Origin of the sequence: Neptunicoccus cionae (assembly GCF_014643735.1) — a bacterium.
GTDB lineage: Bacteria > Pseudomonadota > Alphaproteobacteria > Rhodobacterales > Rhodobacteraceae > Amylibacter > Amylibacter cionae.
In genome coordinates, this window is the sequence record NZ_BMKA01000002.1 from 894,775 (window position 1) to 918,822 (window position 24,048).

General features: G+C 56.2%; 24 protein-coding genes. 17 read left to right on the forward strand and 7 right to left on the reverse strand.

Going from position 1 to position 24,048, the window contains the following annotated elements:
* Nucleotides 1-99: 99 nt before the first annotated feature.
* Together IEX10_RS09560 and IEX10_RS09565 are read left to right on the forward strand one after the other, a co-directional pair.
* Nucleotides 100-1,287 (forward strand): hypothetical protein, encoded by a 1,188-nt coding sequence (locus IEX10_RS09560; RefSeq protein WP_188673883.1) that lies wholly within the window; start codon nt 100-102, stop codon nt 1,285-1,287.
* Between the two features lie 15 nt (nt 1,288-1,302).
* Nucleotides 1,303-2,805 carry a phosphate ABC transporter substrate-binding/OmpA family protein gene (locus IEX10_RS09565; RefSeq protein ID WP_188673886.1) on the forward strand — a complete coding sequence of 501 codons (1,503 nt, stop codon included), beginning with the start codon at nt 1,303-1,305 and terminating at the stop codon, nt 2,803-2,805.
* A gap of 66 nt (nt 2,806-2,871) precedes the next feature.
* Here IEX10_RS09565 and radC read toward each other — a convergent pair whose 3' ends face one another.
* From radC to sfsA, 3 genes are all read right to left on the reverse strand, one after another.
* A complete protein-coding gene (radC, locus tag IEX10_RS09570) occupies nt 2,872-3,630 on the reverse strand; it encodes a RadC family protein (protein WP_188673888.1) in 759 nt (252 codons plus the stop codon).
* Nucleotides 3,631-3,679: 49 nt separating this feature from the next.
* Nucleotides 3,680-4,534 (reverse strand): type I methionyl aminopeptidase, encoded by an 855-nt coding sequence (gene map, locus IEX10_RS09575; RefSeq protein ID WP_229678494.1) that lies wholly within the window; start codon nt 4,532-4,534, stop codon nt 3,680-3,682.
* 67 nt (nt 4,535-4,601) lie between these two features.
* On the reverse strand, nt 4,602-5,309 hold the full coding sequence (sfsA, locus tag IEX10_RS09580) for a DNA/RNA nuclease SfsA (protein WP_188673891.1): 708 nt from the start codon (nt 5,307-5,309) through the stop codon (nt 4,602-4,604).
* A 40-nt stretch (nt 5,310-5,349) separates the two neighbouring features.
* Here sfsA and IEX10_RS09585 point away from each other — a divergent pair, with 40 nt between their 5' ends.
* Genes IEX10_RS09585 through IEX10_RS09600 form a run of 4 tightly spaced genes read left to right on the forward strand, consistent with a single transcriptional unit; the run spans nt 5,350 to nt 8,308 of the window.
* Nucleotides 5,350-6,075, forward strand: coding sequence for a competence/damage-inducible protein A (locus IEX10_RS09585; protein WP_188673893.1), 726 nt, complete (start codon nt 5,350-5,352; stop codon nt 6,073-6,075).
* Nucleotides 6,076-6,080: 5 nt separating this feature from the next.
* Nucleotides 6,081-6,785: a GNAT family N-acetyltransferase gene (locus IEX10_RS09590; protein ID WP_188673896.1), complete on the forward strand. Its 705-nt coding sequence runs from the start codon at nt 6,081-6,083 to the stop codon at nt 6,783-6,785.
* 15 nt (nt 6,786-6,800) lie between these two features.
* On the forward strand, nt 6,801-7,370 hold the full coding sequence (locus IEX10_RS09595; protein ID WP_188673899.1) for a peroxidase-related enzyme: 570 nt from the start codon (nt 6,801-6,803) through the stop codon (nt 7,368-7,370).
* Nucleotides 7,367-8,308: an OmpA family protein gene (locus IEX10_RS09600; RefSeq protein ID WP_188673902.1), complete on the forward strand. Its 942-nt coding sequence runs from the start codon at nt 7,367-7,369 to the stop codon at nt 8,306-8,308. Before IEX10_RS09595 ends, IEX10_RS09600 begins: the two co-directional genes overlap by 4 nt.
* Nucleotides 8,309-8,339: 31 nt before the next feature.
* Here IEX10_RS09600 and IEX10_RS09605 read toward each other — a convergent pair whose 3' ends face one another.
* Complete coding sequence (locus tag IEX10_RS09605; protein WP_188673905.1) at nt 8,340-9,245, reverse strand: LysR family transcriptional regulator; 906 nt, start codon at nt 9,243-9,245, stop codon at nt 8,340-8,342.
* Nucleotides 9,246-9,624: 379 nt separating this feature from the next.
* Here IEX10_RS09605 and IEX10_RS09610 point away from each other — a divergent pair, with 379 nt between their 5' ends.
* From IEX10_RS09610 to IEX10_RS09655, 10 genes are all read left to right on the forward strand, one after another.
* Nucleotides 9,625-10,968, forward strand: a complete 1,344-nt coding sequence (locus tag IEX10_RS09610) for a glutamine synthetase family protein (protein ID WP_188673908.1) — start codon at nt 9,625-9,627, stop codon at nt 10,966-10,968.
* 67 nt (nt 10,969-11,035) lie between these two features.
* Entirely contained in the window at nt 11,036-11,503 is a 468-nt protein-coding gene (locus IEX10_RS09615) for a TspO/MBR family protein (protein WP_188673911.1), read from the forward strand.
* Entirely contained in the window at nt 11,500-12,177 is a 678-nt protein-coding gene (locus IEX10_RS09620) for an SDR family NAD(P)-dependent oxidoreductase (RefSeq protein WP_188673913.1), read from the forward strand. Before IEX10_RS09615 ends, IEX10_RS09620 begins: the two co-directional genes overlap by 4 nt.
* A gap of 199 nt (nt 12,178-12,376) precedes the next feature.
* A complete protein-coding gene (rimP, locus tag IEX10_RS09625) occupies nt 12,377-12,940 on the forward strand; it encodes a ribosome maturation factor RimP (protein ID WP_188673917.1) in 564 nt (187 codons plus the stop codon).
* Nucleotides 12,937-14,562, forward strand: coding sequence for a transcription termination factor NusA (gene nusA, locus IEX10_RS09630; protein WP_188673920.1), 1,626 nt, complete (start codon nt 12,937-12,939; stop codon nt 14,560-14,562). The genes rimP and nusA overlap by 4 nt, the downstream gene beginning before the upstream one ends.
* Nucleotides 14,563-14,586: 24 nt before the next feature.
* The gene (locus tag IEX10_RS09635) at nt 14,587-15,228 is read left to right on the forward strand and encodes an RNA-binding protein (protein ID WP_373287465.1); all 642 of its coding nucleotides are present in this window, start codon (nt 14,587-14,589) and stop codon (nt 15,226-15,228) included.
* Between the two features lie 6 nt (nt 15,229-15,234).
* The gene (gene infB, locus IEX10_RS09640; RefSeq protein ID WP_188673927.1) at nt 15,235-17,733 is read left to right on the forward strand and encodes a translation initiation factor IF-2; all 2,499 of its coding nucleotides are present in this window, start codon (nt 15,235-15,237) and stop codon (nt 17,731-17,733) included.
* A gap of 113 nt (nt 17,734-17,846) precedes the next feature.
* The gene (gene hslV / locus IEX10_RS09645) at nt 17,847-18,410 is read left to right on the forward strand and encodes an ATP-dependent protease subunit HslV (RefSeq protein ID WP_188673930.1); all 564 of its coding nucleotides are present in this window, start codon (nt 17,847-17,849) and stop codon (nt 18,408-18,410) included.
* Between the two features lie 92 nt (nt 18,411-18,502).
* Nucleotides 18,503-19,810 (forward strand): ATP-dependent protease ATPase subunit HslU, encoded by a 1,308-nt coding sequence (gene hslU / locus IEX10_RS09650; protein WP_188673933.1) that lies wholly within the window; start codon nt 18,503-18,505, stop codon nt 19,808-19,810.
* Nucleotides 19,811-19,899: 89 nt separating this feature from the next.
* On the forward strand, nt 19,900-21,078 hold the full coding sequence (locus IEX10_RS09655; RefSeq protein ID WP_229678495.1) for an MFS transporter: 1,179 nt from the start codon (nt 19,900-19,902) through the stop codon (nt 21,076-21,078).
* Here the strand turns inward: IEX10_RS09655 and IEX10_RS09660 are convergent.
* The 3 genes from IEX10_RS09660 to IEX10_RS09670 all read right to left on the reverse strand — a co-directional run bounded on the left by IEX10_RS09660 (nt 21,056) and on the right by IEX10_RS09670 (nt 23,379).
* Nucleotides 21,056-21,658, reverse strand: coding sequence for a Smr/MutS family protein (locus tag IEX10_RS09660; RefSeq protein WP_188673939.1), 603 nt, complete (start codon nt 21,656-21,658; stop codon nt 21,056-21,058). The two genes, IEX10_RS09655 and IEX10_RS09660, sit on opposite strands and share 23 nt — an antisense overlap.
* 3 nt (nt 21,659-21,661) lie before the next feature.
* A complete protein-coding gene (gene mltA / locus IEX10_RS09665) occupies nt 21,662-22,639 on the reverse strand; it encodes a murein transglycosylase A (RefSeq protein WP_188673942.1) in 978 nt (325 codons plus the stop codon).
* Between the two features lie 80 nt (nt 22,640-22,719).
* Nucleotides 22,720-23,379: a Tim44/TimA family putative adaptor protein gene (locus tag IEX10_RS09670; RefSeq protein ID WP_188673945.1), complete on the reverse strand. Its 660-nt coding sequence runs from the start codon at nt 23,377-23,379 to the stop codon at nt 22,720-22,722.
* A 113-nt stretch (nt 23,380-23,492) separates the two neighbouring features.
* Here IEX10_RS09670 and IEX10_RS09675 point away from each other — a divergent pair, with 113 nt between their 5' ends.
* On the forward strand, nt 23,493-23,984 hold the full coding sequence (locus IEX10_RS09675; protein WP_188673948.1) for an FxsA family protein: 492 nt from the start codon (nt 23,493-23,495) through the stop codon (nt 23,982-23,984).
* Nucleotides 23,985-24,048 lie beyond the last annotated feature (64 nt).

Sequence of the window (24,048 nt, forward strand, 5' to 3'; positions counted from 1 at the left end):
GAATAGGGCAAAAACGCCTGCAAACTTCCCCTTTGATCGCCAAATACCGACAAGATTGATTGCTAATTTTCGATAAGTTTAACGCTTATCGAGGTTATCATGGCTCTTAACGACAAACTCCTGACAGTAGCAACCGGTGTGGTTCTGGCGGTCGGCGGTGCGGCTGCCAGCCTGCTTCTTGGCGATCATGGCACCCACGGGTATCAGCCCAACCTGACCGTCGCTGCAAACCTCTCTGCGCCGCAAATTCCTACAATTACAGACATCCGCCCCACCGCGCTGATCTCTGATGCGCCTGTTCGCATCGCTGCCGGGGCCCAACCTGCCAAACCCGAACAGCCCCAAGACGACACTGGACGGATGATCTTTGCCGCTGTCGAACCTGCAACGCGGACGATTCCTTCTGTTGTCCGCAGCGATGTGATCACCATTGCCGTTCAGGACGGTGCGCCGGAACTGGCCACGCCTGCAGACTTTAGCGATATTGTGCTCACACGTTCCATAGCCACCGTGCCAGCACCCAAAGTGTCCGGTTTGACGAACGGCCTGTCCGTTACGATGACAGATTTTAAGGATGCCCTGCGCATTCCACAAACTCCGAAGGTGAGCTGCGCGCTGGACCTGCGGGCTACGCCGATTTTTGGCGCGCGCGTAAAGCTGAAGCTGAAAGCGCCCTGCCATCCGAATGTAAATGTCACGATCCGGCATGGCGGCTTGCAGTTCAAAGAAAAGCTGGATGCTGCGGGACGGCTGGAACTGAAAGTGCCAGTCTTTGCCGAATATTCCCGTTTTGATGTGGAGCTTTCTGATGGCACGCAATCCACTGTCGGCGCGTATATTGCCGGTCTCTCCAGTCTGGAACGGGTCGGGATTTCATGGAAAGGCGCAAACGACACATTTCTTCACGCATTTCAAAACGGCGCGGGCATGGGCGAAGCGGGCCACATCTGGCGCTTGAACCCAAGCGATTTTGCGATGTCCCGCATGGAAGGCGGGGGGTATCTTGCACAACTGGGTAATGCCGGTCTGTCCGAACCGCAAATGGCGCAGGTTTATACTTTGCCGTTGCGGATGACAGCGGGCCAGCAAATTGTGTCCTTCGCTGTGGAAACACTGCGCGGCGAAACAGCTTGTGGCGCTGCGATGAAGATCCAGACCGCCCGTCATCAACCCAACGCGAAAGCCGGTTCTAAAAAATTATCCCTGCGTTTACCGGAATGTGGTGCTGTGCAAACCAGTCTCCTGTTGAAAAACGCGCTGAAAGACATGAAAGTGGCCCGCAAGTAACCAGCGAGGGTTTTCATGTTCCGTTCACTGCTATGCCGCACAGGGCTGGCGGCCCTTTTATTGGGCGCTCCGGCTGGTTTGGCCGCACAAGAGCTCACTCTATCCGCAAAATCCGGTGATCTGAAGGTCGAAGGCACCTTGTTAGAGTACGACGGAGAGTTCTACAGGGTCGAAACCGAATTCGGCCCACTCACCGTAGATGCCCGCACCGTAGACTGTGCCGGTGACGGTTGTCCGACGCCTCAGGAAACCTCAGCCCGTTTTGCAATTGCCGGAGACAGCACTGTCGCCCTTCCCCTCATTGAAGCTTTCGCAATTTATCAGGGTGCAGAAGTCGAGATTATCACCGGTGCAGAAGGGGCACAAACCGTCGAAATCGCGTCCGAAGCCGCCGGACCACTAGCGACGATCGAGCTTGCACCGCAAGACGATGGCGATCCCTATAGCGCCATGCGCGATGGCAGTGACACGCTGGTGTTTTCTACACTGCAATCTCCCGATCCGGCCCGTACACAGGTGATAGGACTGGATGCCGTTGTGGTCGCCGCGTCGGACGTAAATCCTGTGGACGGGATCACGATGGACCAGATGCGCCGTGTGCTGGCGGGCGAGATTTCCAACTGGAAAGACCTCGGCGGCAGCGATAGCGCCCTGACACTTCATGTTGCTAATGGCGACGGATCATTTCAGGATCGGCTAGCCACTTTGGGTCTGGCCCCGCAGAAGGGTGTGGCCGTGCAAGAACACGCACGTCTAAAAGACATGGCGGATGTGGTGGCGAATGATCCTTTCGGGATCGCAGTGCTGCCGTTTTCACAGCTGCGCACGGCCCGTCCGATGGGTTTGCGCGGGTCCTGTGGCATGTATAACGCCGCCAAGGCATTCACTCTGCAATCGGGCTCCTATCCGATGACATACGGGCTGTCCGTGACCCGCCCCGCAAAGCGTATGCCCCTGTTCGCACGCGAATTTTTAGAGTTCCTGCGCAGCCCACAGGCGCAGGCGGTCATGACCGATTTGGGATTCGCAGACATGGGGATCGCCACGCTTGGGCTGGATGAACAGGGCCAGCGGCTTGCCAATTCCCTGATGATTATCGGCAAGGAAGTACCCTTGTCAGATGTGCGCGAAATGACCGGCATCATGTCAGGCGCAAAACGCCTGTCCGCCACATTCCGCTTCCAACCCGGGTCAACCCGACTGGACGCCCAATCCCGCGAGAACGCAGAACATCTGGCCGCCGGTTTGATCCTTGGAAATTATGCCGACAAGATCGTCTATCTGATGGGTTTTTCAGACGGGGATGGCCGCGCGAGGCAGAATAAGTCTTTGTCAAAGAAACGGGCCGAAGCTGTTCAGGCAGCCCTGATCGCAGCGGCGCCTGATGGTTCGCTGGAAGATGTGGATTTCCGCGTTCATGGCTATGGCGAGGCTTCCCCGCTGGTTTGTGAGGACACCGCCGCTGATGCAGAGATCAACCGTCGGGTTGAGGTCTGGGTGAAAGACCGCGAAGAGTGACTGGGGCGTGACGTGGGGGCGCTGCCCCCAAACCCCCGGGATATTTTTAGCCAGAAGAAGCGGTCGTCAGAGCAGGCCGAGTGCGCGGAAGCTGCTGTCTGTTTCAGCGCCGATGATAACGTGGTCGTGGATCGTGACACCGATGGCGCGCACCGCCTGTTCGACCAGCAAGGTCATGTCGATATCTGCCTGTGAAGGTTCGGGATTACCAGAGGGGTGGTTGTGGACAAGGATCAACGCGCTGGCGTTTAGTTCAAGGGCGCGTTTGGCAACCTCTCGCGGGTAGACAGGGACGTGATCAACGGTGCCTTTTTGTTGTTCCTCATCTGCGATCAGCACATTTTTGCGATCCAGAAACAGGATACGGAACTGTTCAGTCTCGCGGTGGGCCATTGCGGTTTTGCAATAGATCATCAACGCGGACCAGCTGGACAAAACATCTGTGTTCAGCACTTTCGCCTGTGCCAGCGAATGGGCCGCTGCTTCAACTATTTTAAGTTCCTGAACCACCGCCTCCCCCACACCGTCCACGTCCATCAGGAGTGCGGGGCGGGCCGAGATCACGCGGTTAATATCACCGAACCGTGCCATCAGCCTTTTGGCCAGCGGTTTTACGTCACGCCTATGTATTGCGCGAAACAGGATCAGTTCGAGAAGTTCGTATTCATTCAGCCCCGCAGCACCCGCACGCATGAACCTTTCACGCAATCGTTTGCGGTGGTCCCTGCTGAATTCCGGCGTGTCGCGATCATAGGGGGCCGTGGTTTCCACCACGGCAAACCCCAGTTGTGGCTGTTCTTCAAAGGCGCGTTTTGACTCGGTCATGGGACCAGTTTGCACGCCAATGGTTAATCAGTGGTAAATCCCGTGGGGATCAAGGTTGGGTCGGGTGGAACAATCCCGCAGGGGATTCCGTGAAGATTTCAAACCCGTCCGCTGTCACACCGAGGGAATGTTCGAACTGCGCCGACAGTTTCTTGTCCCGCGTGATCGCGGTCCAGTCGTCCGCAAGAACTTTGGTTTCTGGGCGCCCCAGATTGACCATCGGTTCAATGGTAAAAAACATGCCTTCTTCCAGCACAGGACCAGTGCCCCAGCGCCCGTAGTGCAACACGTTTGGCGGCGAATGGAACACCCGCCCAAGTCCGTGACCGCAGAAATCCCGCACCACAGAGCAGCCTTGCGCCTCTACATAACGCTGGATTGCTGCGCCAATGTCGCCGAACGTATTGCCCGGTTTCACCTGTTCGATCCCGATCATCAACGCATCATGGGTGACTTGGATCAGACGCTCTGCATAAGGTTTCGGCTTACCAGCCACATACATGCGGGAGTTATCGCCAAACCAGCCGTCCAGAATACAGGTCACATCAATGTTCAGGATGTCACCGTCAAACAACGTATCATCCGTGCGCTTGTGTTTGTCGTTCTTCCACATCGGAATTTTGCCGCCTGGAATTCCGTGACACACTACGTGGTTCACCGAAATGCAGGAAGACTTCGGATAGCCTTTGTAATCCAGCGTGGCAGGAACGGAGTTATTCGCGATCATGAAATCATGGCAGATCTGGTCCAGCTCGTCGAGCTTTACGCCCGGCACCACATGGGGTGCGATCATGTCGAGAATTTCAGCGGCCAGACGGCCTGCGCGGCGCATGCCTTCGAACTCTTCCGCAGAGTGAATGGTAATACCGTCTTTATTGAGCCTTGGGGCTTGGCGTCCTTCCACGGGGACCTCCGATCTGTGAATGGCTGGCGTATTAGGACAATTAATGCCTTTTTGCCAGTCATCCCGTTCAAATTTGTTCTACAGGCAGTGCGGTGCCGAGATTTATGCCCAACGGCGTAATATCACAAGCGTAACATAACATTTCAACGCCCGCAGCATGCGCTTTGCGGTAGGCTGTGGCATACGCAGGATCAAGCGACTCTGCCAGACGGAAGCGTGTGCAATCTGTCCGCTGCACCAGATAGAGCATAACCGCGCGATGTCCCTGTGCCACCATCTCTGTAAGTTCACCAAGATGTTTGGTGCCCCGCGCTGTCACGGTGTCGGGAAACTCCGCCCTGTCCGGCGCGCTGTGCAGGGTGACGCTTTTCACCTCGATATAGGTATCGGGACGCCCGTCAGAGGTAAGCAAGAAATCAATGCGGGAATTCTGGCCGTATTTCGCCTCTGCACGGATGTTATCATAGCCGTTAAGTTCTTTGATCCGACCCGCATCTAGGGCTTCGCGCACCAGACGGTTGGCCAATGCGGTATCAATTCCGGCAAAATGCCCGCCCGCAAGTTCGACAAATTTCCAACTGTAGTTCAGCTTGCGCTTGGGATCGTCATTCGGCTCCAGCCAGATGCCCTGCCCTTCCTGCTTTAATCCGGTCATGGCGCCCGTGTTGGCGCAATGGGCGACAACCTCTTGACCGTCTTCAAGTCGGCAATCCGCCAAAAAGCGTTTGTAGCGGCGGATCAGGGTGGCGCGGATAAGTGGGCTGGAAAACTTCATCGACCGAGCCTAAAACGATGGAAACATAAGGACAAGCGATATGGCGAACCCCACGGCGGCACTATTGGTGATCGGTGATGAAATCCTTTCGGGACGGACGCGGGATGCGAATATGTATCACCTTGCCGGACGGCTGACGGCGGTAGGGATCGACCTGAAGGAAGTGCGCGTGGTCTCTGACGAAGCTCAGGAAATTCAGGAAGCGGTCAACGCGCTACGGGGCAAGTTCGATCACGTCTTTACCAGCGGCGGCATCGGGCCGACTCACGATGATATTACTGCGGATAATGTCGCGGCCGCCTTCGGGATTGGCATTGATGTGCGCGAAGATGCGATGGAGGTGCTTGCCACCAACTACCCTGACGGACGCGCATCCATCAACGAGGCGCGGATGCGGATGGCGCGGATACCGGACGGGGCGCGGTTGATTAATAACCCTGTTTCCAAGGCCCCCGGTTTTTCGGTGGAAAACGTGCATGTGATGGCAGGCGTACCAAAGATATTTGAGGCAATGCTGGATTCACTGCTGCCGGAATTAGCTGCAGGGCAGCCGTTGCTGTCGGAAACCGTGCGCGTAGACCTGCCGGAAGGTGAAGTTGCCGGACCGCTTGGTGAAATTGCAAAGGTGTTTGCGGATGTTTCGATCGGGTCCTATCCGTTCACCACGCCACAGGGTTTAGGCAGCAATGTAGTGATGCGCGGTACGGATGCGGCGCGGATTGCAGCGGCAACCGCGCAAGTGCGTGACGCTTTCGGGGTGAAATGATGCAGATGCCCACGGAAGACCAGCTCTTTGCAGCGGTGGATGCAAGCTGGCCAGCGCATCGCACTCAGGAACTCGGCGGTTGGACCCTGCGCGAAGGACGCGGTGGCGGGCAGCGGGTTTCGGCTGCCTCAGGCGAAGGGGATATTGCGCAGGCCGAAGCAGCGATGGAGGCGATGGGGCAGGACAAACTGTTCATGATCCGCGGCGACCAATCCGATCTTGATCAGGAACTTGCCGCGCGGGGCTACGTTATCAAGGATCCTGTTGACCTGCTGGTCGGGAGCGCTCGCGACATTGCGCAAGGGTATGATCCGAAAAAACAGGCGATCTTTACCGGGCTGCCGATGGCAATACTGACCGAAATCTGGGCCGCAGGTGGCATCGGGCCGGAACGTATCAACGTGATGGAGCGGGCCAGTTGTGCCAAGTCCTACGTTCTGGGACGGTTAAACGCCCGCGCCGCAGCGGCGGCATTTGTGGGCAACCACGACGGGGTGACAATGGCCCATGCGGTCGAGGTTCTGGCCCCTGTCCGGCGCAACGGCATGGCTGAAAGCATGATGCGTGCGGCGGCCGGTTGGGGTGTCGAAAACGGCGCAGAGGTTTTCGCCGTTCTGGCCACACAGGCGAACACCGGCGCGCAATCGCTCTATCGTAAAATGGGCATGGAAACCGCGACGCAGTATCACTATCGTATCAATACACCCTAACCGGAGCATTTGATTTTGACCAAACCCCTTGTGACCGCCCTGAACCTGCCACAGATGGATCCGCTTCCGCCGGAGACCCAGCGGTATTTCGATATCTGCGTGGAAAAACTGGGATTTATCCCGAATGTGCTGCAATCCTACGCCCATAACGCAGACAAGCTGAATGCCTTTAGTGGCATGTATAACGATCTGATGCTGGGCGACAGCGGGCTGAGCAAACTGGAACGGGAGATGATCGCCGTTGTGGTCAGTTCCCATAACAAATGTTTCTACTGTCTTGTGTCCCATGGGGCCGCCGTGCGCCAGCTAAGCGGTAAGCCCGAACTTGGCGAAGCCTTGGTGATGAATTACCGCGTGGCTGATCTGTCAGCGCGCGAACGGGCGATGCTCGATTTTGCGGTAAAGATGACCGAAGCCAGCGCCAAGATCGAAGAACCGGATCGACAGCTCTTGCGGGATGCGGGCCTGTCTGATGCAGATATCTGGGATGTGGCCGCGGTTGCAGCTTTCTACAATATGTCGAACCGCTTTTCTTCGGCTGTAGCGATGGAACCCAACGCGGAGTATCACAGCGCCTACCGATGAAAGCTGTCCGCACGCTCCGATCCTCACTGATTTGCACCTTACTTTGCGGCTTGCCCCTGTCCGGCAACGCTGCAGAGTTCGTGCTGCAACTGCCGCTCGGGGCGAAGGCGACTTATTCGCAGGTTGAAACCACCCTGCCCGCCCTTGTGCCAACAGGTCCCTTCAAGGACGGGAAAATACCCAAAGTCGAAGCACCGAAAAACATTCAACGCACCGTCTGGGTTATGGGCGGTGAAAGCACTGTATCGCAGGTGCAGGCAGGTATTCTCGGCCAACTTGAAACGGCGGGATATGAACCGCTGTTGTTCTGTGTCGCCAAGGAATGCGGCGGTTTCGACTTTCGTTTCGGGATCGACGTGGTGGATGAACCGATGATGCGGGTGAACCTGCGCAACTATCGTTTCATTAGCGCCAAGCAGACGGTTTCGGAAAATCCTGCCTATGTGACCTTCCTACTCAGCCGCTCTCCGGTGGCGGTTTATGTGCAGATGACGGAATACAGCCCCGGCGCACGGTCCATAGAAGGTGGAGAGCCCGCGCTGAAACCACCTGAAACACTGGTAGAACCGGCAGAGGTCGCTGGCCAGATCGGGCCGGTGTCTCTTGTGTTGGAGGGGCTGGAGTTTGAAACCGGCAGTGCTGAACTTGGCAATGACCCCACTGGATCGCTCAGCAAACTGGCGGATCTGCTGAAACAGGACCCCGACGTTAAAGTTCTGTTGGTCGGGCATTCTGATATGTCAGGTTCGGTAGAGGCAAATATCGCTATATCGACCAAGCGGGCCGATAGCGTGCGCCGCGCCCTGATCCGCGATCACGGTATTGATGCGGGTAGGCTTTCAGCCCACGGTGTCGGCTTTTTGTCTCCGCGCGCAGACAATGCAACCGAGGCCGGACGCCAGAAAAACCGCCGTGTCGAGGCGGTTTTCTCTAGGTGATCTGGAAAAGACGCAAAAGCGCCCGGAAAGCTTACCAGCTTTCTGGACCTTTGCCTTTGAAATGCTCCACCAGAAAATCGATGAAAGCCCGCAGCTTTGGCTGGGTGTAAAGCCCCGGCGGATAGACGACGTGGATGCCAAGTTGTTCCACCGGCAGGTCAGGCAGGACCGCTTTCAAGCGTCCATCTTCCACAGCGTCGTGGTAAAGAAAACTGGGCAGGTAGGCGATGCCAAGACCGGCCTCTGCCGCTTGCAACAGAGATTGCCCGTCGTTCACAGTCAAGCTGCCGCCCGCGCGGATCAAACGCTTTTCGCCGGTGCTAGAGGTAATTTTCCACGAATTGCCCGATGACTGGTTTGAGAAATGCAGCAGTTTGTGTTGCGCCAGATCGTCAATCCGCTTTGGAATACCATTGTCCTGAAAATATTTCGGAGATCCGATCACCCGCATATTGGTTTCCGCCAGTTTGCGGGCCCGCAAGGAACTGTCCTGCATTTCTCCGATGCGGATCGCAAGGTCGAAACCTTCAGACAACAGATCAACATTCCGGTTGGACAGGACCATGTTCACGTTAATTTCCGGATAACGGTTGAGGAAAGCACCGAGCGCCTTTGAAATGTGGTTCACACCGAAATCGGTTGTCGCGGACAATCGCAAGGAACCGCGCGGCGTGGATTGCATGGATGTCACCATCGCATCCGCCTCGCCCGCATCGTCGAGAACCTGACGGGCCTTATCATAATAAGCGAGACCGATTTCTGTAGGGCTGACACGGCGGGTTGTGCGGTTGAGCAGACGCGCACCGAGCCGGGCTTCCAAAGAGGAAACATGCTTCGAAATCGCCGATTTCGACAAGCCCATCTTACGAGCTGCATCCGTGAAACCACCCAGATCTACAACACTGGCAAAGGCTTCCATTTCGGTCAAACGGTCCATTACTCAATACCTCGATATTATTATTGCTCAATGCCGGTCGTTATGGTCCGCAAATGCGTCACGAATTGGGAGATAAAGGGACATTCACCCGTCAGATTCAGGTATTGTTGGGGCATTGGACACAATGAAACAATCTTTTTGCACGTAGAAACAAAGGTGTACCCACCTGGTGTTGAGAATTTTCGGAAACTTGTCATGAAATTTCCCAAGCAGGCGGCAGGGGGTGCCACTAGTGCGTTCTGCGCGATCACTACGCTGATTCCCTGCCCCTGCTGTGGCCAAACAGGCGTGTAAATCGCCAGCGCACCGATGATTTCAGTTGACGCCTCACAGCGCATGGATCACCCATTTCACAAGCAAAAGGAATAATCGTGAATTTATGACTACGGCAAAGATGGCCTCCCATTGGATAGAGCAAAACCCTGATGTGACCTCTGTGCAAGCGGGTTCTTACGATCTGAACGGACAGCTCAGGGGAAAACGGATGCCAATCTCCAGCCTTGAGAAAGTTCTCGACGGGAGTTTGCGGATGCCCTTGTCGCTGGCAGTGGTAGATGTCTGGGGCCACGATGTGGAAGAAAACGCGCTGGTTTTTGAATCCGGTGATGGTGACGGTTTGTGTCTGGCAACTGAGCGGGGCGTCACTCTGTCCAGTCTTGGCGAGGAACCGACTGCCTTTGTGCAACTAATGTTCGCCAATGAGGACGGCACCCCGTTTATGGCCGATCCCCGTCAGGCGTTGGGTCAGGTGGTTCAGGAATACGCCGACCGCGGGTTAACCGTTGTCGTGGCGACCGAGCTGGAGTTTTACGTCACCGATCCCGGTTCGGATTTCGCCACCAGCCAAATGTCAGACCGCATTTCGGAAACCTATGCCACGGTGTCTCTGGACGAGTTGGATCATTTTGAACCCTTCCTGAACGAAGTTTACCGCCAGTGCGAAGAACAGGGTGTTCCCGCTGATGCCGCGATTTCGGAAAATGGTACGGGACAGTTTGAGATCAACCTCAACCATGTGCCGGACCCGCTGCGCGCGGCAGATGATGCGATGATGTTCAAACGGATCGTGCGCGCGGTGGCCCGTAAACACGAACGATCGGCTACCTTCATGGCGAAACCGTTTGGTGACAGATCGGGCAGCGGACTGCATGTGCATTTCTCGGTTTTGGATGCGGAAGGGAATAATATCTTCGCCAATGGCACCGAGGAAGGCTCGGACACGCTGTTACATGCGGTGGCCGGATTGCTCGACACCATGCCGGAGTCGATGGCGATCTTCGCGCCCCATCTGAATTCCTACCGCCGTTTTGCCCCGATGAGCCACGCCCCAAGTGCTGTGGCTTGGGGATATGAAAACCGCACCGTTGCTGTGCGTATTCCCGGCGGACCGGACGAAGCGCGGCGGATTGAACATCGGGTATCTGGCGCTGACGCCAATCCGTATCTGGTGCTGGCCACCATACTCGGCGCGGCCCTGCGGGGGATAGATCGCGCAAAGATGCCCCCTGCCCCGACTGTGGGTGACGGCTATGATCCGGACCTGTCACAACTGCCCAAAGTCTGGGACAGCGCGGTGGACGCCTTTGAACAGAGCACCCTGATTGCCGAGATTTTCGATCCGCTGCTGATTACATCTTTTGTACTGGCGAAACGGCAGGAAATGGCAAAATTTGCAGCCGTGGTGAGCGATTTTGAAATGCGCACTTATGTAGACGCAGTTTGACGAACGCCCTGCCCCGTCTATTTCAAGGGCGTGCCCTGTCGGGGCATAGCACTCGAAAGGGCTGAAAATGGTTTCGGTAAAATCCAACCTACTGTCACTTGTGGTTTTTGTCACCGGCGTGGTTGTCTGTGGCGCATTGATTGGGGTTTCAACAGCCCCCGGTCCGTGGTTTGACACATTGGTTAAACCCCCGTTTAATCCACCAGCTTGGGTGTTTGGTCCGGTTTGGACGACGCTATATATCTTAATCGGGATTGCGGGCTGGCGCATTTGGCATCTTGATCGCAGCAGCACCGCGATGAAATTGTGGTTTGCCCAGATGTTTCTGAACTTCGCTTGGTCGCCCTTGTTCTTTGGCGCACACCGTTTGGATCTCGCGCTTGGGGTGATCCTTTTGATGCTGGCCGCGATCTTCGGCTTTATCCTGACAAGCTGGAACAGAGACCGGATTTCGGCCGTTCTGTTCCTCCCCTATGCCGCGTGGGTCAGCTTTGCGACTGTGCTGAACGCTTCGCTGCTATACCTCAACCCATGACCGACTCAGCCGCAAAACGTGCGTTGGTTCTGGGTGGCTCCGGTGGCATCGGCCGCGCGCTGGCGGAAAAGCTGCGTGCTGATGGCCATGATGTCACCACCCTGTCCCGCAGCGCTGACGGGTTTGATATTACCGATGAAACCGCAATCGAACAGGCGCTGGGCCGGCTCGACGCACCGTTCCATTTGATCATCACCGCTACAGGGGCACTAACCTCTGACAATCTGGAACCGGAGAAGTCGCTAAAGGCGCTTGATCCCGAAACGCTCGCCGCGCAATTCGCGGTGAACGCTACAGGACCAGCACTGGTGCTGAAACATGCACAGCGCCTGTTGCCAAAGAGGGAAAGAGCTGTGTTCGCAGCGCTTTCGGCGCGGGTCGGTTCTATCGGGGATAATAGTCTTGGGGGCTGGTATTCTTACCGTGCGTCCAAAGCGGCGCTCAACCAGTTGATCCACACGGCGGCGATTGAACTTGGCCGCAGTCACAAGCAGGCGATCTGCGTTGTGTTGCATCCCGGAACAGTTACCACGCCGTTTACCGAAAACTACCGCAACCACGCTTCGGTCCCGCCCGAAGACGCCGCCGCCAATCTGATCCGCGTGCTGGACGATCTGACACCCGATCAATCCGGACAATTCTTCGACTGGGCCGGAAAACCAGTGCCGTGGTAACAGGCAACAGATCGCGCCCCGTTGCTTATTCTGAAAGCGTGGCTTGCCTTTTCCGATTCGCAAGCGTATATCCACTTCAACAGCGGTAAGACTGGCCTCCAACCCCAGACTTCCATCGGATTTCACGACGGGCCGCGCGCCCGTTTTTTTGTGCCTGACACATCCTGTGCCCGACACCGTAGCCTAAGGGACCATATCCATGTCTGATCTGATCGCGAAAGCGGCCATCGACAAACGATTGGCAGAAATTGTCCAGCCCGTGATCGAAGATCTCGGGTACGAATTGGTGCGCCTGCGCCTGATGAGCGGCAAGCAAACCATTCTGCAAATCATGGCCGAACGCCCCGAAGGCGGTATCGAGGTTGATGATTGCGCCAAAATTTCGACCGAGGTTTCGGCCATTCTGGACGTGGAAGACCCGATTGACGGGGATTACGCGTTGGAAGTATCGAGCCCCGGTATCGACCGCCCCCTGACGCGGCTGAAAGACTTCGACGCATGGGAAGGCTATGAAGCCAAGATCGAAACCAGCGAATTGATCGACGGCCAGCGCCGCTTCAAAGGTGAAGTGCGCGGGACGCAAGACGGCGAGGTGCTGATCGAAATTCCCCAAGGCATCATCGGTCTAAAATTTGAATGGCTGTCCGACGCCAAGCTGGTTCTCAGCGATGCGTTGATCGCAGAAAGTTTAAAAGCCCGCAAAGACGGTGGGCTGGATGAAAGCAAGTTTGACGATATTGAAACCGAAGAGGACGCGTCATGAGCATTACCAGTGCGAACCGTTTGGAGTTGTTGCAAATCGCTGATGCGGTTGCCCGCGAAAAAATGATCGACCCCGATCTGGTGTTGCAGGCGATGGAAGAATCTTACGCCAAAGCCGCCAAATCGAAATACGGCCCCGAACTGGACATCCGCGCCAAGATCGACCGTAAATCCGGCGAACTGGAAATGACCCGCGTGCGCGAAGTCGTGGGCGAGGTTGAAAACCACTTCATCGAGATGACAGTTGAAGAGGCCCGCGCCCATCTGGACAACCCCGAAGTGGGTGACTGGGTGATCGACGATCTGCCGCCAATGGATTTTGGCCGGATTGCTGCACAGTCTGCGAAACAGGTTATCCTGCAAAAAGTGCGCGAAGCAGAGCGTGAGCGTCAGTACGACGAATTCAAAGACCGCGAAGGCACCATCATCAACGGTCTGGTCAAACGTGTGGAATACGGCAACGTGATTGTGGATGTGGGCCGCGGCGAAGCCGTGCTGCGCCGCGACCAGCTGATCAACCGCGAATTGTTCCGCAACGGTGACCGCATCCGCGCCTACATCAAAGAAGTCCGTTCCGAAATGCGCGGTCCACAAATCTTCCTCAGCCGCACCTGCCCTGAATTCATGGCAGAGCTGTTCAAAATGGAAGTTCCGGAAATCTATGATGGCATCATCGAAATCAAGGCGGTTGCCCGTGATCCGGGTTCCCGCGCCAAGATCGGTGTGATCTCGTTTGATAACTCCATTGATCCGGTCGGTGCCTGTGTTGGTATGCGCGGTAGCCGCGTTCAGGCAGTTGTGAACGAACTGCAAGGTGAAAAGATCGACATCATTCCTTGGAACGATGACGCGCCGACCTTCCTTGTGAACGCTTTGCAGCCTGCAGAGGTTTCCAAGGTTGTTCTGGACGACGATGCGGAACGGATCGAAGTTGTGGTGCCGGACGATCAACTGTCCCTCGCCATCGGCCGTCGCGGTCAGAACGTACGACTGGCAAGCCAGCTTACCGGTCTGGACATCGACATCATGACCGAAGCCGAAGAATCCGAGCGTCGTCAGAAAGAGTTCGAAGAGCGCTCCAAACTGTTCATGGACACGATGAACGTAGACGAAGTTGTGGCACAGCTTCTGGTTTCCGAGGGCTTTGCCACATTGGAAGAGGTTGCCTACATCGAAATCGAAGAACTGCTGTCGATTGAAGGCTTTGATCAGGACACCGCCGAAGAATTGCAGGCCCGTGCCCGTGAATCTCTGGACGAAATGAACGCCAAGGCGCTTGAAGAAGCCAAGGAACTGGGTGTTGAACAATCCCTGATCGACTTTGAAGGTCTGACACCGCAAATGATGGTCGCTCTGGCCAAAGACGGCGTGAAAACGCTGGAAGATTTTGCAACCTGTGCTGACTGGGAACTGGCCGGTGGCTATACCACAGTAGATGGTAAACGGGTCAAGGACGAAGGTCTGCTGGAAACATTCGATGTGGGTCTGGACGAAGCACAACAACTGGTGATGACAGCCCGCCTGATGCTGGGTTGGGTCACAGAAGAGCAACTTGCCGAAGATGCGGCCGGCGATGAAGTCGAAGAAGACGACGCCGAAACAGCCGAGGAGTCCGAAGTCTGATGCGTCAGATTTCGGGATATGCCATTGGGTCGCGCTGGACGAAAGACACAAACCGATGAAACCACCCGCCGCTGCATAGCGACGGGAGAGGTTCAGCCCTGCAAAGGGCTCATTCGGTTTGTCCTCTCGCCAGACGGCGTGGTGACACCTGACTTGGCCGAACGCCTTCCCGGGCGTGGCATGTGGGTCAGCGCAGAGCGATCTGCGCTGGAACTCTCTATTAAGAAAAATCTGTTCTCTAGGGCGGCAAAAGCGCGGGCAACTGTGCCGGATGGCTTGCTGGACTTGTTGGAACAGCTCCTGGTTCAGCGGCTTGTGGACCTGATTTCCCTTGCCCGCAGGGGTGGAAATGCTATTTGTGGGTTTGAAAAGACCAAAGGCGCGCTAATTTCCGAAGCTGCCTTGGTTCTGCTGCAGTCAAATGACGGCTCGGAATCCCAAAAACGCAAGCTTCGCCCGCCGAACGGCCAGAATACCTATATTTCCTGCCTGACAGCCTCCGAATTGGGTTTGGCTTTTGGGCGCGACTATGTGATACATGCGGCGCTTGTCGGCGGGGGTTTGACAAAATCGGTCAAACGCGATGCGACAAGGCTTGCCGGACTACGCGGCAGGGATGCCATAACAGAGGCAAAGCAGCCGGACGATCCGGCGGTGAAAGGTTAAAGACGAATGAGCGACGACGATAAAAAGCCATTGGGGTTGGGCGGTAGCCGACCATCTACAAGCCGTGTACGGCAGAGTTTTTCCCATGGGCGCACTAAATCGGTTGTGGTCGAGAAGAAGCGCAAGCGTGTGATCGTGCCAAAACCGGGCACATCCGGCGGCGGTTCTGGTGGTAAATCCGGTGGCGTGAACGCACCGGGCATTTCCGACGTGGAAATGGAGCGCCGTAAGAAGGCGTTGCTCGCGGCCAAGGCACAAGAAGCCGAGCGCGCTGCCAAAGAGGCAGAAGAAACCGCACGCCGCGAGGCAGAGCGGGACGAGCGCCGCCGTGATAAAGAAGAAAAAGAACGGGCCGAAGAGGAACGCGCAGAACGTCTGCGCGCCAAGGAACAGGCCGAGAAGGACGCCAAGGAAGCAGCGAACAAACCCGCGGCCAAGGCGAAACCCGAAGCCAAACCTGCGGATACCGTTGCTCCGGTTGATCCGGCTGCTGTAGAAGCCGCCGCTGCCAAGGCACCGGCCAAAGGTCCGAAACGGGACGACAAAGGTCCATCCCGCGCTGACGACAAAAAACCTGCTCGTGGCAAAGGCGGCGATGACCGTCGCAGCTCTGGCAAGTTGACAATCAATCAGGCTCTGTCGGGGCGCGAAGGTGGACGCCAACGCTCTATGGCCGCGATGAAACGCGCACAAGAGCGGGAACGCCGCAAAACAATGGGCGGCAACCAAGAGCGCGAGAAGATCATTCGCGACGTGCAGGTCCCAGAGGCGATTACCGTTCAGGAACTTGCCAACCGTATGGCCGAAAAGACCGCTGCTGTTGTTAAGTCTTTGATGACAAACGGTATCATGGCGACGCAGAACCAGACAATCGACGCAGATACTGCGGAATTGATTGTGGAAGAGTTCGGCCACAAAGTGGTGCGTGTTTCTGACGCTGACGTTGAAGAAGCGATCATCACTGTTGAAGACAAAGCCGAAGATCTGGAGCCGCGCGCCCCTGTCATCACCATCATGGGCCACGTTGACCACGGGAAAACTTCCGTACTCGACGCGATCCGTAAAACCAACGTTGTGTCAGGCGAGGCCGGTGGCATCACCCAGCACATCGGTGCGTATCAGATCACCACGGATGACGGCACGTTGTTGTCCTTCCTCGATACACCGGGCCACGCGGCGTTTACGTCGATGCGGGCAAGGGGTGCGCAGGTCACAGACATCGTGGTTCTGGTTGTGGCTGCTGACGACAGCGTCATGCCCCAAACGATTGAGGCGATCCACCACGCCCATGCGGCCAAAGTGCCGATGATCGTGGCGATCAACAAAATGGACAAACCCGGTGCGGACCCTGATGCGGTCCGTGCAGAACTGCTGCGTCACGAAGTGATCGTAGAAGCTATGTCCGGTGATGTTCAGGACGTTGAGATGTCTGCGCTGAAAGGCGAAGGGCTCGACAAATTGCTCGAAGCTATCTCGCTGCAATCCGAACTGCTGGAACTGACAGCCAACCCCAACCGCAATGCCGAAGGCGCTGTGATCGAGGCGAAGCTGGACGTAGGCCGCGGCCCTGTTGCCACGGTTCTGGTGCAAAACGGTACATTGCGCAAAGGCGATATCTTCGTTGTGGGTGAGCAGTACGGTAAAGTTCGTGCGTTGATCAACGACAAGGGTGAACGCGTGGACGAAGCCGGACCATCTGTTCCGGTAGAGGTTCTGGGCCTGAATGGTGCACCTGAAGCCGGTGATGTTCTGAACGTTGTATCCAGCGAATCAGAAGCGCGCGAAATTGCGGACTACCGCCACAGCGCGGCCAAAGACAAGAAAGCCGCAGCTGGCGCCGGTACCACGCTGGATCAGTTGCTTGCCAAAGCCAAAGCAGACGAAAACGTTTCCGAACTGCCAATTCTGGTGAAAGCGGACGTGCAAGGTTCTGCCGAAGCGATTGTTCAAGCGATGGAAAAAGTCGGCAACGACGAAGTCCGCGTCCGGGTTCTGCACTCCGGCGTTGGCGCCATCACAGAAAGCGACGTGACACTGGCCGAAGCCTCTGGCGCGCCGATCATCGGCTTTAACGTACGGGCCAACGCGCCAGCACGGAACAGCGCCAACCAGAAGGGTGTGGAAATCCGCTATTATTCCATCATCTACGATCTGGTTGACGATGTGAAAGCTGCGGCCTCTGGCCTTCTGTCTGCCGAGATCAAGGAAACCTTCATCGGTTACGCATCCATCAAGGAAGTCTTCAAGATTTCCGGCACAGGCAAGATTGCCGGTTGTGAAGTCACCGAAGGTGTTGCCCGCCGCTCTGCAGGTGTGCGTTTGCTGCGTGACAACGTTGTGATCCACGAAGGCAAACTGAAAACCCTGAAACGCTTTAAAGACGAAGTGAAAGAAGTTCAGGGCGGTCAGGAATGTGGTATGGCCTTTGAAAACTACGAGGATATCCGCGAAGGTGACGTGATCGAGATCTTTGAAACCGAAGAGATCGAACGCAAACTGGATTAATCCGGACCCGTTTGAGCAAAAGGGCGCGCGCAAGCTGCGCCCTTTTTCGTTTCGGCTGGCCATTTGAGCCTCCGGCGGGGATATTTGAAACCAGAAGAAGAATGGTGACATACATGAGCGAAGATAAATTTCCAGGCTGGCACGGCACAACGATTGTCGGCGTGCGCAAGGGCGGTGAAGTGGTTCTGGCAGGCGACGGTCAGGTTTCACTGGGGCAAACTGTAATCAAAGGCACAGCACGCAAGGTGCGCCGGATTTCGCCCGGTGGCCATGATGTCGTTTGTGGCTTTGCCGGATCGACAGCGGATGCCTTTACCCTGCTGGAGCGGCTTGAAGCCAAGCTGGAGGCCTCTCCGGGGCAACTGGCGAAAGCCTCGGTCGAGTTAGCCAAAGACTGGCGCATGGACAAATATCTGCGCAATTTGGAAGCCATGCTGATTGTCACGGATGGCACGGATTTGTTTGTGATTACCGGCGCTGGTGATGTGCTGGAACCCGAGAACAACGTGGCGGCCATTGGGTCTGGCGGCAATTTCGCGCTCGCCGCGGCGCGCGCTATGGCGGACAGCGATAAATCCGCAGAAGAGGTGGCCCGCCGCGCCTTGGAAATTGCCGCAGAAATTTGCGTCTATACCAACGGCAATATGACGGTTGAGAAGATTTCCGGTTCGGCGTGACCGGCGACGGTCTGCGCGCTAGTGGAGCGAACTGGCCCCTAATGCGCTGTTGGCCGTTAAACGAATTGCAGATTAATTAAGGCGACGAGTGAATGACTGATTTGACACCACGCGAAATAGTAAGCGAACTGGACCGGTTTATCATCGGACAGAAGGATGCCAAGCGGGCAGTGGCTGTGGCCCTGCGCAACCGTTGGCGGCGCAAACACCTGTCTGACGACCTGCGCGATGAAGTGTATCCGAAAAACATCCTGATGATCGGCCCGACCGGCGTTGGGAAAACCGAAATCTCCCGTCGTTTGGCCAAGCTGGCGAAAGCGCCATTTCTGAAAGTCGAGGCGACCAAGTTCACCGAAGTGGGCTATGTTGGCCGCGATGTGGAACAGATCGTGCGCGATCTTGTGGACAGCGCCATCGTGATGATCCGCGAACATAAGCGTGAAGAGGTTAAGGCCAACGCCCATGGCGCTGCCGAGGAACGGGTGCTCGACGCACTGACGGGCCCTGAAAGCCGCGAACAAACCCGCGAGATGTTCCGCAAGAAACTGCGTGAAGGGTTGTTGGACGATAAGGAAATCGAACTGGATGTAGCTGATACCTCCAACCCCATGCAAATGATGGATATTCCGGGCCAACCAGGTGGCAACATGGGGATGATGAACCTTGGCGATATCTTTGGCAAAGCATTTTCAGGCCGCACCCAACGCCGCAAAATGAAGGTGTCCGACAGCTACAAAGTGTTGATCGACGAAGAGGCCGACAAGCTGGTGGATCAAGAGTCTGTCACCCGCGAAGCTGTTGTTGCCGTTGAAGAAAATGGCATCGTATTTCTGGATGAGATCGACAAGGTCTGCGCCAAATCCGATGCCCGTGGCGGCGACGTGTCCCGTGAAGGCGTGCAGCGCGATCTGTTGCCTTTGATTGAGGGCACCACCGTATCGACCAAACACGGGCCGGTGAAAACCGACCACATCCTGTTCATCGCCTCCGGTGCCTTTCACATCGCCAAACCCAGCGATCTGTTGCCGGAACTTCAGGGCCGTCTGCCGATCCGTGTAGAGCTTCGCGCGCTGACGGAAGAAGATTTCGTGCGCATCCTGACCGAAACAGACAATGCGCTGACCCGTCAATATGCGGCGTTGATGGCTACGGAAAATGTCGAGGTCAGCTTTGATGAAAGCGGCATCGCAGCGATTGCCAAGATCGCGGCAGAGGTAAACGCCTCGGTCGAGAACATCGGGGCGCGGAGGCTTTATACCATCATTGAACGGGTGTTTGATGAACTGGGCTTCACCGCACCGGATCAGGGCGGCAGCAAGGTGCTGATTGATGCGGATTATGTGGAAGCCAACCTTGGCGAACTGGCCCGCAGCACGGATGTCAGCCGCTACGTGCTTTAGCGCGTGACCTTTGCGTTAATTCCTGATTTTTATCGCGTATGACCACACTCCAGTTCATACGCGATAATCTTCGGTGGTTGGCAGCCGGTGTGCTACTGACCTTCCTGTCCAGCTTTGGACAGACCTACTTCATCTCCATTTTTGCAGGCGAAATACAGTCCGCCTTCGACCTGTCCCACGGGGATTGGGGTGGTCTCTATTTCCTTGGGACAATGGTTTCAGGGATGCTAATGATCTGGGCTGGCAGCTCGGCGGATCATTTTCGGGTGCGTGTGCTTGCCGTGATGGTAATGGCGACGCTTGCGGTGTTGTGCATTGCCATGAGCCGGATCAGCGCGGTCTGGCTGCTTCCGTTTTTGGTGTTCGGGCTGCGGTTTACGGGGCAGGGGATGCTGTCTCATATCGCTGTTGTTGCGATGGCGCGCTGGTTTGTGCGCGCACGGGGTAAGGCGATTTCCTACGCGGGGCTAGGTTTTGCGCTGGGGCAGGCGATCCTGCCCGTCGTCTTCGTCGCGCTGATGCTGCACTACGACTGGCAAAGCCTCTGGCTGATCTCTGCCGTCTTCCTGATCCTCTGTATCCCGTTGTTATTGTGGCTTTTAAAGGCGGAGCGCATTCCGTCTGATGTGTCTACTTCATCGGATGCGACAGGCATGTCAGCCCGACACTGGACCCGAAAAGAAGTCCTGTCAGATTGGCGGTTTTGGGGGCTGATCCCGATCGCAACATTGTCGAGCACATTTGGCACCGCCCTGTTCTTTCAACAAGTGCATCTGGCAGAGGTCAAAGGCTGGAGCCATGTGGAACTGGTCGCCCTTTTCCCGATTTACACAGCCACGCTGGTGGTCTCGGGACTGTTTGGCGGCTGGGCTGTAGATCGTTGGGGCAGCGTCCGGTTGCTGGCCTTTTCGCAAATTCCGATGGCCATCGGGTTTGTCATGCTCGGCATGTCCGACAGCCTACTTGTTGCCGCCATAGCCTTCGCAATTGTCGGTGTCGGCGGCGGAGCCTATGCCACGATTGGCGCGTCTTTCTGGCCAGAGGTTTATGGAACCCGAAGTATCGGGTCGATCAAGGCACTGGCAACGGCACTAATGGTGTTTGGCTCTGCTGTGGGGCCGGCGTTTACCGGCTGGGGCATTGATCTGGGCGTGAATTTCCCTGACCAGATGGTGGCTTACGCGGTTTACATGGTGCTGGTGTCCCTGTGGACAGCCTATGTGACCCGTCGCATCCGCGTTGATATCACCGCGCCCGTTGCCGCCTGAGGTAAACGTAATAGGCCCCGCCGCCGCCATGTTTGCCGTGGGCCTGAGTGACCTGTAGCACCAGATGGGACACAGGGCCGGTTTTCAGCCATTCCGGCACGCCGGTGCGCAATACACCACTGCGAGGGCGGTTGAATTCGTCCACAAACTGTTTGTTTCCCTTGCCGGTAATCACAAGGATCAGCCGGTTCCCCATCCGGTTTGCGTTCTGCACGAACATCTGCAACTGCATCCGCGCTTGATCCGCTGTCAGACCGTGCAGATCCAACGTGGCGTCAATCTCCAGCTGGCCTTTCAACAGCCGCTGAAAGTTGCGCCGGTCCATATTGGGGGAGGTCTGGTTCGGGCGATCGACAAAAGACGGCGGCTTGGCACGAGTGCTCGCCTTGGCCTGTGCCTTCGCACCGATTTTGAAGGGCTGGATATCCGGCGCTGGTGCGGTCGGCTTCTTTTTTGCCGGTTTGGAATTGGGCTGCGTGATCAGGGGCGGCATAGATTCGATGGATTCCACCTGCTCCACAACCTTGTTCCAAAGAGTCTGTTCATCATCAGTCAGAGCGCGTCTTTTCTTGCGGGCCATAGGCTAGCCCTCCGGCAGCAGGCGTTTGACGGAAGCGTGGGGCAGTAACGTGTACATCCGCCCACCATCCTTGATGCGCCCTGCGGTACGGCCCGCTTCGGCCCCCGAACCATAGTAAATATCTGCCCGTTGCGCGCCTTTGATGGCCGATCCCACATCTTGGGCCACCATAAGGCGGCGGATCGGGTCTTTGCCCTTCTTATCAATCCAAACAGGCGCACCGAGCGGGATGTAATCGTCGTCCACGGCGATGGTCCGCCCCGTGCTAACAGAAACCCCCATCGCGCCGGGGGGGCCGGCTTCGACGTCCAGACCAGCCAGTTCACGGAAAAAGACAAAAGAAGGGTTGTGTTGAAGGATACGACGGCCGTCATTGGGGTTCTTGCGCACCCACGCCTTAATCCGTCCCGCCGAAGCCTTATGGGCAGAAAGGATGCCGCGACGCACCATTTCTTTCCCGATAGACCGATAGGGTTGGCCGTTCTTGCCATCAAAGCCAACACGCATGGCGCCGCCTTCGTTCAGTTTGATCCGGCCGGATCCCTGCACATGCAGAAAGAAATTCTCAACCGGATCGGACAGCCATGCCAGTTCCAGCCCGCGACCGGCCAAAGCACCGGATTCGATCTCGGCACGGGTTTTCCACGGCTTGCCGAGGGTCATTTCGCGGGGACGTTTATAAAGCGGGTACTGGAATTTACCGGCCCGATACCGCGACCCGACGATTTCCGGTTCGTAATATCCGGTAAAAAGCGTGTGCTTGCCGTCCTCTATCAGGACCGGTTGGAAGAAAAGTTCAAAAAACGCCCGCGCGTCTGTGGTTTTCTTGGCAAAGGCACAAAGCTCGGACCAGTCTTGCGCCTGTGTCTGGTTGTTCACGCGGATTTTATCGCATGATTGGACAAACACAGCCAGCGCCGCGCCGTGATCATCCGTTTCCCAGTCTGGTAATTCTGAAAAGGAAACGGCTTTAACGGTCATCGTATCTGCCTGTGCTGTTTGTGTCAGCGCACCGATTGCAAGAACGGCAGCCCGTAGAAATTCTGCCGTTCGTTTTATCGTTACTCTCCGGTTGCAACCAGTTGCCAGTTCGGATCGTCACTTCCCATAATTCTGGCGAAAGTCCAAACATCTTTTTGACGTTTGATCACTTTGGGGTCGCCCTCGATGATCTCACCAGAGCCGTCTTTGACACAGGACGTGATTTCAGCAACGAATTTCATGGTGATTTCTGCTTCGTTGTTGGCGGGATCGAACATGGCATCCATCAGCTTCAATTCACGCATACCAATGAAATTAGCTTCTACTTTCAGACCCTTGGCCTGACGTTCTTCAACAACAGCGGCGAAGCTTTCGTAGACATCCGGTGACAGAAACCCCTTCAGCGTGTCCAGATCATCCCCTTCAAAGGCCATCAAGATCATTTCATAGGCCTGACGGGCGCCGGACTGGAATTCAGATACAGAGAAATCGGATTCTATGCGCTTCATTGCAGCAAAAGCCTGACCGGCGCGGCTGTCAGGATCGACGTGATCCGCGATGTCCGGATCAGGGCCGCCTTCGATCACTTCGAAGTCGCGGGCAGGGCCGCCAGTGGTTGGGCCGGTGCGTTCTGCTGGCGGTTCGTATCCGTCGCGTGTTCCAAGAACATTACGCAACCGCAACACTAGAAATACGGCGATAGCCGCCAGAACAAGCAACTGAATTAGGGCGGAGTTCATGGAACCTCTTTCATATTTTTACAGAGACGGTGGAATTCACCGCGTGTCACACTTATTTAGGACACAGTGGGGTTCAAGTCCACCGAATGCGAAAAGAGAGAATGTGAGGCCAGATGCCGCTTTTAATCCTGTTTATTGCCATTCCGATCATCGAGATCGGCCTGTTCATTCAGGTCGGCGGCTGGCTGGGTCTGTGGCCAACGCTGGCGATTGTCATTCTGACAGCGATTATCGGCACCTATTTGTTGCGTTTGCAGGGGATGGCGGCACTAGCGCGATTGCAAAACAATCTTAAAACCGGACAAAGCCCGATGGACCCGATCGTCAACGGTGCGATGATCCTTGTGGCTGGAGTGCTCCTGCTGACGCCGGGTTTCTTTACTGATACGGTTGGGCTGATCCTGTTAACGCCACCGATGCGTGCTATGCTTATCCGTTGGGGTGCTGCACGTTTTGTTAACAAAAGCACTGTTATTTTTACCAATAGCAGCGCCGCACGGTCCCGGCAGAGCCCTGACAACGGAACGGTTGAGGGGGATTTCGTCGTGCTTGATGACGACGAGACACAGCAGCCCGGAAACTCCGGTTGGACAAAGCCGGATTAGGGGCTTATTGCCGTTGTTCTATAGCGGTAAAATTGGTACCACCGCGCAGATTTATGAATTGGGA

Bases quoted from the DNA above. Each gene is read 5' to 3' on its own strand.
- nusA (WP_188673920.1), top strand. From the start codon at position 12,937: ATGAGCATTACCAGTGCGAACCGTTTGGAGTTGTTGCAAATCGCTGAT.
- IEX10_RS09610 (WP_188673908.1), top strand. From the start codon at position 9,625: ATGACTACGGCAAAGATGGCCTCCCATTGGATAGAGCAAAACCCTGAT.
- hslU (WP_188673933.1), top strand. From the start codon at position 18,503: ATGACTGATTTGACACCACGCGAAATAGTAAGCGAACTGGACCGGTTT.
- IEX10_RS09605 (WP_188673905.1), bottom strand. From the start codon at position 9,245: ATGGACCGTTTGACCGAAATGGAAGCCTTTGCCAGTGTTGTAGATCTG.
- sfsA (WP_188673891.1), bottom strand. From the start codon at position 5,309: ATGAAGTTTTCCAGCCCACTTATCCGCGCCACCCTGATCCGCCGCTAC.
- IEX10_RS09560 (WP_188673883.1), top strand. From the start codon at position 100: ATGGCTCTTAACGACAAACTCCTGACAGTAGCAACCGGTGTGGTTCTG.
- IEX10_RS09620 (WP_188673913.1), top strand. From the start codon at position 11,500: ATGACCGACTCAGCCGCAAAACGTGCGTTGGTTCTGGGTGGCTCCGGT.
- IEX10_RS09615 (WP_188673911.1), top strand. From the start codon at position 11,036: ATGGTTTCGGTAAAATCCAACCTACTGTCACTTGTGGTTTTTGTCACC.
- IEX10_RS09585 (WP_188673893.1), top strand. From the start codon at position 5,350: ATGGCGAACCCCACGGCGGCACTATTGGTGATCGGTGATGAAATCCTT.
- infB (WP_188673927.1), top strand. From the start codon at position 15,235: ATGAGCGACGACGATAAAAAGCCATTGGGGTTGGGCGGTAGCCGACCA.
- IEX10_RS09565 (WP_188673886.1), top strand. From the start codon at position 1,303: ATGTTCCGTTCACTGCTATGCCGCACAGGGCTGGCGGCCCTTTTATTG.
- radC (WP_188673888.1), bottom strand. From the start codon at position 3,630: ATGACCGAGTCAAAACGCGCCTTTGAAGAACAGCCACAACTGGGGTTT.
- IEX10_RS09675 (WP_188673948.1), top strand. From the start codon at position 23,493: ATGCCGCTTTTAATCCTGTTTATTGCCATTCCGATCATCGAGATCGGC.
- IEX10_RS09660 (WP_188673939.1), bottom strand. From the start codon at position 21,658: ATGGCCCGCAAGAAAAGACGCGCTCTGACTGATGATGAACAGACTCTT.
- IEX10_RS09600 (WP_188673902.1), top strand. From the start codon at position 7,367: ATGAAAGCTGTCCGCACGCTCCGATCCTCACTGATTTGCACCTTACTT.
- IEX10_RS09670 (WP_188673945.1), bottom strand. From the start codon at position 23,379: ATGAACTCCGCCCTAATTCAGTTGCTTGTTCTGGCGGCTATCGCCGTA.
- rimP (WP_188673917.1), top strand. From the start codon at position 12,377: ATGTCTGATCTGATCGCGAAAGCGGCCATCGACAAACGATTGGCAGAA.
- mltA (WP_188673942.1), bottom strand. From the start codon at position 22,639: ATGACCGTTAAAGCCGTTTCCTTTTCAGAATTACCAGACTGGGAAACG.
- IEX10_RS09590 (WP_188673896.1), top strand. From the start codon at position 6,081: ATGCCCACGGAAGACCAGCTCTTTGCAGCGGTGGATGCAAGCTGGCCA.
- hslV (WP_188673930.1), top strand. From the start codon at position 17,847: ATGAGCGAAGATAAATTTCCAGGCTGGCACGGCACAACGATTGTCGGC.